Source organism: Holdemanella porci (assembly GCF_019052655.1).
GTDB classification, from domain to species: Bacteria; Bacillota_I; Bacilli_A; order Erysipelotrichales; family Erysipelotrichaceae; genus Holdemanella; species Holdemanella hominis.
The window spans coordinates 1-10,005 of the sequence record NZ_JAHQVB010000068.1 but is presented as its reverse complement, the minus strand read 5'-3'; the positions used below and the strand labels follow the sequence as shown (position 1 = coordinate 10,005).

The following is a 10,005-nucleotide window of genomic DNA, read 5'->3' as shown; positions in this document are numbered from 1 at the left end:
TTTTATACGAGATTTCTGGACTGGTGTTAAATCCGTTCCATTAATTGAGTCAAGATCCATATCAGGAGATGCTTTACATTTTTTGTGAACTTTTGAAAGAATATCTTCATCTGTGTATGTATTATCTGATAAAATAAGGTCGATGATATTAGATGCGGATTTGCCGAAAACATCAGTAAAGACCATATCCAGTTTACAATTACCAGAAGTAAGAGCATTCTGAAAACGGTTCTTTTCACTGGAACGTATATTTACAAGTTTGTACTTGTAGCGAGTGAGTTCGCGAAGGATGCGGAAATCTTTTTGAGGTATAAAACTACTTCTAACAATACCAAACTTAAATAAATCAGCAATCCATTTGGCATCTTTATCGTCATCTTTCTCGCCTTTAACAGCGCGTACCCATTTAGGGTTGGCAACGAAGATATTGGAAATATGGGATTCCAATACATTGTAGACAGGAATATAGTACTTACCAGTGGATTCCATGCATACATTTTGACAGTCGTTTTGAATCAGCCAGTTTCTAAACCGGACTAAGTCATTGTGAAAAGTCGAGAATCTTTTTTTAGATAAATTGGTTCAACGGGTTCAGAAATGCAGATAACTGCAACAATGAATTGTTTGTGCACGTCGATACCACAAACACGAGGATAAATGATTTTCATAGAAAAAGCTCCTTTCAAAATAAAGAAGAAAGAAGCATTGACTGAACGAGTGGCACTAAAGATTAACTAATAGTCAATGATTAATCTACGGACTTGATGTCAACACTAATGTGTGCTTGAAATACTCGAACTTACACTGGTTTATATGCTGATTTAATCTGAACGAGATGCAGAAGTCTGCAACTCACCTCACCGTGCTCTGTAGTGTACTTCTAACTTCAAGAACATGGTAACAAATAAAAGATAAAAAATAAAAGCAAAGCTCATTGTACATTTTAATTCCAATGTGTGCCTTGAAGCGAAGCTGAAAGGAATGGTTGGTTTATATGAAGAAATTAATGCTTGATTGTGATGATACACTCTATGATTTATCTTGGCCATTTCGCAAGTGCATGGAAGAATTCCTTCCTAATGTAGATGTGGATATGGATTTATTTTATGCGGATTATCGTAAGTTTGGAGATCTGATTTTTGATGATCTTCAACAAGGAAAGATTACGATTGATGAATCTGGTGTTTATCGTATTGAAAAGGCTTGTGAAAAGTATGGGATTATTTTTTCTCATTCAAAAGCTGTAGAGTTTCAGTCTCGCTATAAATATTATCAGCATCATATTGAAATGGATGCACCGTTGATTGATTATTTTTCGAATTGTGAAGATGAACTTGCAATTTTGACAAATGGAGAGGATGCGCATCAAAGAATGAAATTAGAAGTGCTTCGTGTCTTTGATTATTTTAAACCTGAAAATGTATTTACGAGTGGTCAAATTGGTGTTGCAAAACCGGATGTGAATGCATTTAAAAAGTGTATGGAAGCGATGCATGAAGATATTACAGAATGGTATTATATTGGAGATAATTATATCAATGATATGCAAGGGGCTAAAAGTGCAGGCATGAAGACGATTCATTTTAATCGTCATCATCAGGTAAGTGGGCCTTGTGCAGATCATGTCGTATATTCGGCTAAAGAGTTGGTTGAATTCATTAAAAAAGACTAGATTGAACTAGCCTTGTTAAGAATGTCGTAATGGCATTCTTTTTTTCTACAATGCTTCCTCACCAATGATTTCATCCGACCATATTTTCTTCTTGCTCAGTGGGTTTATTGTAATCTTCAAATCTCTCATTAAGTGTTTGTTTGTTCGCATAGTATTTTCTAATATAAGTATATATGAAATTAAGTCCGATTTAAATAGGAGGTTAAGTAGGCATAAAATCACATTTGTGGTAAAATAAATCTGTATGTTTTGATAAGGAGTAATTATGTTTATAACAACAATTCATTCTATTGATTCATTAGAAAAATTAAAAAGAGCGAAGGCAGATGCCGTGATCATTGGTGTTGAACATTATTCGATTCGTTCGAGTATTACGGTAAAAAAAGAGGATTTACAGCTTTGGAAGAAGAAGTGTAAAAAGCTTGGCCTAAAATTATATATCAACTTTTTAAGATTATGTATGGATGAAGATCTATCGGGTGTTCGTGAATACTTTTCTATTTTTAAAGAATTGGATGTGGATGGTATTTACTATGCGGATGAAGGTCTATATTTTGAGGCGAAACAATTGGGGATTGAATTCAAATTGATTTATCAACCGGAAACATTGGTGGCTTCAAGTGCAGATGTGGATTTCTATATGTCTTTAGGCGTTCAGTCTGTCTCTTTAGCACATGAATTGAGTCTTGAAGAAGTGGTAAGTATTGGAAAGCACAATCCGGATATTGAAATCTTAGTGCATGGGTATTTCTCGATTCTATATTCAAGAAGACCTTTGGTCACTAACTATTTAGAGGCTGTGAACAAAACGGTTTGTTCATTACCGTGTCATTATGACTTGATTGAACAAACGCGTGAGCAACGCATGCCAATTGTGCAAGATGAAACGGGTACACATATCTTTAGTGAAATGCCAATCAACTCATTACAGGAAATGTGGGATTTTACATATGTAGGAATGCATCGCTTCCGCATTGATTCTTTATTTTTTGATGATGATTGGACTGTTGAAATCTTGGGTTTATATGATTTAGCTTTACAAGGGATTAAAATTATGGATGATGAGTCAACAAACCGTTGGTATTTAGAAGAGACAATTAAGAAAAAGGAGGAGCAAGTAAATGAATAAGATTGAATTATTAGCTCCTGCTGGAAATTTAGAAAAAGCAAAGATTGCGATTTTATATGGGGCGGATGCTGTATATATTGGTGGTAAGCAGTTTAGTTTGCGTTCGCGTGCAAGTAACTTTTCCATTGACGAAATCGCAGAATTAGTCAAATTTGCGAATGCACATAATAGTCATGTGCATGTAACTGTAAATATGCTTCCGCATGAGTCGGATCTTGATGGTATTGAAGAGTATTTAATAACTTTGGATTCGATTGGCGTGCATGCGATTATTGTGGCAAGTCCATCGATTATGATGTTGGCTAAAAAGCTTGGATGTAAGTTTGAAGTGCATGTATCAACGCAGCATTCTTCTACAAATTCAAGTGCTGCAAGATTCTGGAAAGAAAAGGGTATGGACCGTGTTGTTCTTGCCAGAGAATGTCAAATGGATGATATTCGTTCGATTTGTGAAGAGAATATTCTTCCTATCGAAGTCTTTATTCATGGAGGTATGTGTATTTCTTTTTCAGGACGTTGTGTATTGAGTAATCATATGACGCTTCGTGATGCGAATCGTGGTGGGTGTGCACAGAGTTGTCGTTGGAAATATCATTTAATGGATGGGCAAACAGAATTAAGTGATCCAACGAATTTATTCTCCATGTCTTCAAAGGATTTGCAGGCAGTGGATTATATTGAGAATTTCATACATATGGGTGTAGCGTCCTTGAAAATTGAAGGGCGTATGAAAAGTGCTTATTATTTAGCTACGGTTGTTTCTAGCTATCGTATGTTGATTGATTATATTTATGAGCATGGGCATGCGGATGTTGAAATCATTGAACGTGTAAAAAAGGAAATTGCCAAGGCAGAGAACCGACCGACAGGGCCGGGCTTCTATAATGGTCTTCCTAAACATAAGATACAGTTGTATCAAGATCATGATGAAACGGTAACACAGGAATATGTAGCCATTGTGCAGGATTATGACAAAGAAAGTCAGATGGCGACTTTACAAGTTAAGAATCATTTCATGCCAAATCAGGATTTAGAAATATTTGGCCCTCACATTTTAAGTACGATTGTACATGTAGGGGATGTGTATGATAGTGAAGAAAATGTATTAGAGGTTTGTAATAAGCCGATGCAGATCGTACATACAAAATGGTCTGGGCCTATTGAAGTTGATGCGATGATTCGTAAAATTAGATAGTGGAAGAGGTAAGTAAGATGAAATTAAGTCAGAGTTTCTTTTATACATTAAGAGAAAATGCGAAAGATGAAGATAGCGTATCAAGTAATTTGTTGGTGCGTGCTGGAATGATCAAAAAATGTTCAAACGGAATCTATATGATCATGCCTATGGGAAAGAAGGTTCTTTCTAAAGTTGAAAATATTATTCGTGAAGAAATGGATGCGAAAGATGCACAAGAATTGTTGATGCCAGCATTGATTCCAGAAGATGTATATGTACAATCGGGTCGTCGTGAAGCTTTTGGTTCAAATATGTTTTCATTGAGTGATCGTTATAATAAGCGTTATGTTTTGGGCCCAACACATGAAGAATTGTTTGCGGTAGCTAGTAGTATGGATGGAAAATCTTATAAGGATTTCCCATATAACTTATATCAGATTCAAACGAAATATCGTGATGAAACTCGTCCTCGTTATGGATTGATTCGTGTTCGCGAATTCATCATGAAGGATGCGTATACATTTGATGTGGATGAAGCTGGATTGGATGTAGCCTACAACAAGATGTATGATGCATATTGCCGTATCATGGATCGTTTAGGATTGGAATATAAGATTGTTAAAGCGGATACAGGAGCTATGGGTGGTTTATTATCAGAAGAATATCAGGCTTTATCAAGTATTGGTGAAGACGTTGTTGTTGGATGTGAAGGTTGTGACTATTCTAGTAACTTAGAAATCACTGAAGTAGTAGATATAATGGAAGATTCTTGTGAAAAAGAACTTTCAATGGAAATTGTTGATACACCAAACGCAAAAACAATTGAAGAAGTGGCTGCTTTCTTTGGTAAGAAGGAAAGTGATTTCGTTAAAACATTACTATATAACGTAGATGGAAAGGTAATCGCATTCTGTATTCCTGGTGATCGTGAATTAAATGAAACAAAGGCATTGAAATTATTGGGTGCTAATGAAATGGAAATGGCTAGCTTTGAAGAAGTTGAAAAGGTAACACATGCGCGTGTTGGCTTTGCGGGCCCAGTCGGCATTGATTGTCCTGTATATATGGATCGTCAAATCAAACATATGAAAAACTTCATTGTAGGTGCTAACCAATCGAATCGTCACATTAAGAATGTAAATTGCAAAGATTTCGAGCCTGTAGAAGTGGCAGATCTTTGTCAGGTTAAAGAAGGAGATATTTGTCCTAAGTGTGGTAAGAAGTTAACTTTCCAACATGGTATTGAAGTTGGTAACTTATTTAAATTGGGGACAAAATATTCTAAGAGCATGAATCTATACTATACAGATGCCAATAACCAATTACAGCCAGTTTGGATGGGAAGCTATGGTATCGGTCTAGAAAGATGTATGGCAGCCGTTGCTGACCAGCACCATGATGATTTTGGTATTAAATGGCCAGTTGAAATTGCACCATTTAGACTTGCGATTGTTCCGGTATCTTTAAAGGATGAAGAACAAGTTAAGATTGCCAATGATCTATATGAATTCTGTAAAGAACACAAATTCGATGTTATTTTGGATGATCGTAATGAGCGTCCAGGCGTTAAATTTAAAGATATGGAATTGATTGGGATTCCTTATCGTATTACTGTGGGTCGTGGTATTAAAGAGGGTAAACTTGAGTGGACAGATCGTTATACGAGTGAAAAGATTGAAATTACGATTGAGGATGTTTATTCTGAAATCGAAAAAGTTTTCGTCATGTAAACGCTTGTGCTTGAACTATAAACAAAAAATTAAGTTATACATTTACTTTCATACAATTTTCATGTATATTAGTCATAGTTAAAGGAGTGTAATTATGCAAAATAAAATTGAAATTTTTAACAACCAGGTTATTATCAACTATAATTTGGCATATCCAAAGAGTCGTGAGGTTTTATTAAAATCTCATACGTTCACAAAATTTGTTCAATATTTCATTGAATATCAAGAAACAGATAATGCGAACATGTACGCGTATTTGACAAAGAATGGTGAATTGAATTCAAAAGAAGCTTCTTGTGATTTCTGTCATTTCTTGCGTTTATTGTCAATCTTTACTTGTGAAGAATTAAAAGATGAATATTATCTTTCAAATAAAGATGCAACTTTAAGTGTTATTGAAGAGATGTATCGTAATTGGCGATCTTTACAACGTTTTGGATATATGAAGAGTGATAATTCAACGGATTTTGGTATTAATACATTAGTGGCATTTGACTCAGCTTCAAATGATTTAATTCTTCGTACATATCGTTTGTTTGAAGAAAAATTAATGGGGAGACCAAACTTAGTGTATCGCCAGGTTCAAGCTGGAACTAACGCGTGTTTCTCTGTTCATACTTTGGATAAAGTATGGGCTGATGAATATGCCGCATTACAAGATATTCCAATGATCGATACAGTTATGTTAAGAACTCCAATGATTTTGCATCCAAAATCAAGTAAACGTACAGGAATGTTTACTGAAATAGATACACAGCCAATGACATATTTCAAAAAGGGAGAATCAAACTGGTTCTGTTATCCTTGTAAGGTTGGAACTTTATTATGTTTCGTATACTTCAACTCAAAATATATGTCTAGTGCATTGAGTATGGCTAACTTGTTTGAATTAGCTACAAAAGAAGAGAGTGCTCAAAAACCAGATCTTGTTGTTATTTTTGGTAATGACGATGGAAATGATGCAACAAACTTCTATTATGATGAGGCCAATGATATTTGGGTAGGATGTATTAGTGACAATCCTCGTATCGAATACTTTGGATATTTAAAGAAAATGTGTTTAACTTTACATAACTTGGCACAGATGAAAAAAGGTTGGTTACCAATCCATGGTGCTTTCGTAAACATCTATTTAAAGGATGGAACTAAGAAAGGTATCATGTTGATGGGTGATAGTGGTGCTGGTAAATCTGAATCAATTGAAGCATTAAAGGCCACTGCTGGAGATATGATTCGTGAAGTAGAAGTTGTATTTGATGATATGGGAACAATTCACTTAGAAGATGGCGTTCCATATGGTCAGGGTACTGAAATTGGTGCGTTCATTCGTTTAGATGATTTGGATCCAGGTACTCCATATCGTGACATGGACCGTTCAATTTTCATGGCTCCAGAAAATCCAAACTCACGTATGATTCAGCCAGCGGCTCCATATCGCGTTGTTGTTCACAATCATAAAATCGATTTATTTGCGTACGCAAACAACTACACTAATGAATTTGGTCTAAAGAAATTAACTGTTCAAGAAGTAAAAGATACTTGTAAATTAGGTAAACGTATGGCTTTAGGTACAACTCAAGAAGTTGGTATTTCAACAACATATTTCGCAAACCCATTTGGTCCTATGCAAAAACAAGAACTTTGCGAACCAATCATCGACACAATGTTCCAGGCTCTAGAAGATAACGGAGTATTTGTGGGTGAAATCTATACGCACTTAGGATTCGATAAATCAAACCGTAAAGGTTTAAATATTGCGGCTCAGCAATTATTAGAATTTATCCAGAAAAAGGATTAATATGTTTAACAACGATTCAATGAATTATTATTCAACAAACACTTTAAAAAGTGCATTGTTGAAGTCTTATGCATGGATGGGTGTTGCTTTATTCATCACGGCAATTGTATCTTATGGCTTATATGCTACAAACGCTTTATTGATTTTATTGAGTGCCATGCCATTTCTATTTTTGTTGTTTGTGATTGCACCATTTATCTTGTCCATTGCCTTTGGTGTTTCTATGGCAAGATCTACATCAAGTACAGGTATGAAAGTCATGTTAGTGCTTTATGCCATCTGTATGGGTGTTTCACTTACTTCGATTGGCTATGTATATGATGTAGCTACAATTGGTACTGCTTTTCTAGTCAGTGCAGTTTACTTTATTAGTTTAGCTGTTATTGGTACAACATCAAAAAAAGATTTTACTAGCTTTGGCTCATTATGTATGATTGGACTTTTTGTATTGATTATTACACAATGCTTTATGATGTTATTTAGAGTTAGTATGGATGTTCGCTTGCTTTCTATCGTTACTCTATTGATTTTTACAGGCATCACAGTTTGGGATGTACAAAGAATGAATCGTTTATTGATTCAATCGGATGGTTCAGTCGTAGCACAAGATAAGATCGCAATCTTTATGGCTTTACAATTGTATTTGGATTTCTTGAATATTTTCTTAAGAATTTTACAGTTGATTGGCATGGGAAATCGAAATAATAAATAGGTGTATTCGCAATGGATACATCTATTTTTGTTTGTATTTTAAATGTATTCTTGTTAATATTATTGTATAAAGAACGAAAAGAAAACACTACATACTTAATTTAATAATGGATATTTTAATTGGACTAGCGTTTATAATTAAAGTATGTTTTAAAAGATTTATTAAAGTCTATGCTTATGGGATTCTACCTTATATACTTCTAGTTTCTGTTTTAAATATATATCATAGTATAAAAAATAAGGATTATAAATCCTATCGAATATTTTATTCTATATTTTGGATTTTAATGATTTTCATTCTGATCTTAACTTCATAAAGGGAATGTGTATGACGCATTTCCTTTTTCTAATTGTATATAAAAGGAGTAGTAACATGCTACTCCAAAGGTTTTTGATAGAAGTTTCCGTAGAAGTTTACTGTATTGTATGTATTGATCAATACTTTAGGATCGACCTTTCTTACGTTATCGACAACGTCTCTTAATTCATAAGTAGAAATAACGGCTTTACATACGTAATACTTATGATGACTGTATGCACCATAACATTCAAATACGCTCATACCATGGCGACAAGTGGCCATAAAAGCATCAATGATGGGGTCTGGATCGTTTGTTGTAAATTCAACGGTAATTTGTGCATATCTTTGATATAAAGATGAGATTGTCTTTGTAGATAAGAATTGGAATAGGATGGAATATCCTGCATAAATCCATCCGCATAAGTATCCAAAGATAATAATCATAGCGCAGTTATAGAAGAATACATAGTCCCATATACCTCTATGAATCTTACTAGAAACGTATTGGGCAATGAAATCCGTTCCTCCAGTAGATCCTCCAGCTCTTAGGGATAGGGAAATAGAAAAACCCCATAAGAAGCCTCCAAATAGAACATTTAAGATTTGATCTTCGAAGAACGGTTCAAAATGGAAGATAGAAATAAAGAAGGATACTAGAAAGAATTGTACACAACTCAAAAAAGTGAATCTGGGTGAGATGTGTTTGTAACATAGAATGGCTGCAGGAACATTTAAAGCGATGATTCCAATTTGAGTAGGAAAATTAATGTTTACTAGAGCACAGACTTTATTGATTAATAGAGCAAGTCCTGTAAATCCTCCTGAGATTAGGTTGCATGGTGCCATAAATACATTCATGATATAACATTGCATGAAAGCACTAAATACAATCATTATGGTCGACGTTAACAGTCTTAGCTTCTGTTCTTTTTGAAGCTGGTGAATAATGTGTTGCATAATATAAAATACCTCTTGTTCATTGACCACATTATAATAGGTCATTTGTCAAATAAGTTCAACCAAAAATGGAAAATGTACATTTTTTAAAAAAATGTAAAAAAATTAAATTTTTTCTTGCTTTTTATTTTACGTTGAGGTATTATATATGGGCAGTCAACGAAATGGTTCCGTAGCCAAGTGGTAAGGCAATAGACTGCAACTCTGTGATCATCAGTTCAAATCTGATCGGAACCTCCATAAATGATGGGGTCGTGGCGGAATAGGCAGACGCAACGGACTTAAAATCCGTTGGGAGAAATCCCGTGTGGGTTCAAGTCCCACCGTCCCCACCATCGTTTATTTATAATCAACAAGTTACGGTTCCGTAGCCAAGTGGTAAGGCAATAGACTGCAACTCTGTGATCATCAGTTCAAATCTGATCGGAACCTCCATTTACATGGGGTCGTGGCGGAATAGGCAGACGCAACGGACTTAAAATCCGTTGGGAGAAATCCCGTGTGGGTTCAAGTCCCACCGTCCCCACCAT

Annotated in this window: 9 protein-coding genes and 4 tRNA genes; 10 read left to right on the top strand and 3 right to left on the bottom strand. The window is 35.0% G+C overall.

Annotation, left to right across the window (positions count from 1 at the left end; translation table 11 throughout):
* Nucleotides 1–516: IS110 family transposase (locus KTQ83_RS10100; RefSeq protein ID WP_342367254.1), on the bottom strand; the 516-nt coding region annotated here is incomplete at its 3' end.
* Between the two features lie 20 nt (nt 517–536).
* On the bottom strand, nt 537–668 hold the full coding sequence (locus tag KTQ83_RS12590) for a hypothetical protein (RefSeq protein WP_255466357.1): 132 nt from the start codon (nt 666–668) through the stop codon (nt 537–539).
* Nucleotides 669–994: 326 nt separating this feature from the next.
* Here KTQ83_RS12590 and KTQ83_RS10095 point away from each other — a divergent pair, with 326 nt between their 5' ends.
* The 6 genes from KTQ83_RS10095 to KTQ83_RS10070 all read left to right on the top strand — a co-directional run bounded on the left by KTQ83_RS10095 (nt 995) and on the right by KTQ83_RS10070 (nt 8,218).
* Nucleotides 995–1,672 carry an HAD family hydrolase gene (locus tag KTQ83_RS10095; protein WP_217256741.1) on the top strand — a complete coding sequence of 226 codons (678 nt, stop codon included), beginning with the start codon at nt 995–997 and terminating at the stop codon, nt 1,670–1,672.
* Between the two features lie 265 nt (nt 1,673–1,937).
* Nucleotides 1,938–2,801 (top strand): peptidase U32 family protein, encoded by an 864-nt coding sequence (locus KTQ83_RS10090; RefSeq protein WP_217256740.1) that lies wholly within the window; start codon nt 1,938–1,940, stop codon nt 2,799–2,801.
* The gene (locus KTQ83_RS10085) at nt 2,794–3,996 is read left to right on the top strand and encodes a peptidase U32 family protein (RefSeq protein WP_117925167.1); all 1,203 of its coding nucleotides are present in this window, start codon (nt 2,794–2,796) and stop codon (nt 3,994–3,996) included. The genes KTQ83_RS10090 and KTQ83_RS10085 overlap by 8 nt, the downstream gene beginning before the upstream one ends.
* Before the next feature lie 17 nt (nt 3,997–4,013).
* Nucleotides 4,014–5,708 carry a proline--tRNA ligase gene (locus KTQ83_RS10080; RefSeq protein ID WP_217256739.1) on the top strand — a complete coding sequence of 565 codons (1,695 nt, stop codon included), beginning with the start codon at nt 4,014–4,016 and terminating at the stop codon, nt 5,706–5,708.
* Between the two features lie 94 nt (nt 5,709–5,802).
* A complete protein-coding gene (locus tag KTQ83_RS10075) occupies nt 5,803–7,506 on the top strand; it encodes a phosphoenolpyruvate carboxykinase (ATP) (protein WP_186999623.1) in 1,704 nt (567 codons plus the stop codon).
* Nucleotide 7,507: 1 nt separating this feature from the next.
* Complete coding sequence (locus KTQ83_RS10070; protein ID WP_186999622.1) at nt 7,508–8,218, top strand: Bax inhibitor-1/YccA family protein; 711 nt, start codon at nt 7,508–7,510, stop codon at nt 8,216–8,218.
* A gap of 375 nt (nt 8,219–8,593) precedes the next feature.
* On the opposite strand, the gene KTQ83_RS10065 is transcribed toward KTQ83_RS10070, so the two are convergent.
* On the bottom strand, nt 8,594–9,475 hold the full coding sequence (locus tag KTQ83_RS10065) for a YitT family protein (RefSeq protein ID WP_227403311.1): 882 nt from the start codon (nt 9,473–9,475) through the stop codon (nt 8,594–8,596).
* Nucleotides 9,476–9,641: 166 nt separating this feature from the next.
* Between KTQ83_RS10065 and KTQ83_RS10060 the strand changes: the two genes are divergently transcribed.
* The 4 genes from KTQ83_RS10060 (at nt 9,642) to KTQ83_RS10045 (ending at nt 10,004) form a co-directional block, all read left to right on the top strand.
* Nucleotides 9,642–9,715, top strand: a tRNA-Cys gene (locus tag KTQ83_RS10060).
* An 8-nt stretch (nt 9,716–9,723) separates the two neighbouring features.
* A tRNA-Leu gene (locus KTQ83_RS10055) sits at nt 9,724–9,810 on the top strand.
* 26 nt (nt 9,811–9,836) lie between these two features.
* A tRNA-Cys gene (locus tag KTQ83_RS10050) sits at nt 9,837–9,910 on the top strand.
* A gap of 7 nt (nt 9,911–9,917) precedes the next feature.
* Nucleotides 9,918–10,004, top strand: a tRNA-Leu gene (locus tag KTQ83_RS10045).
* Nucleotide 10,005 lies beyond the last annotated feature (1 nt).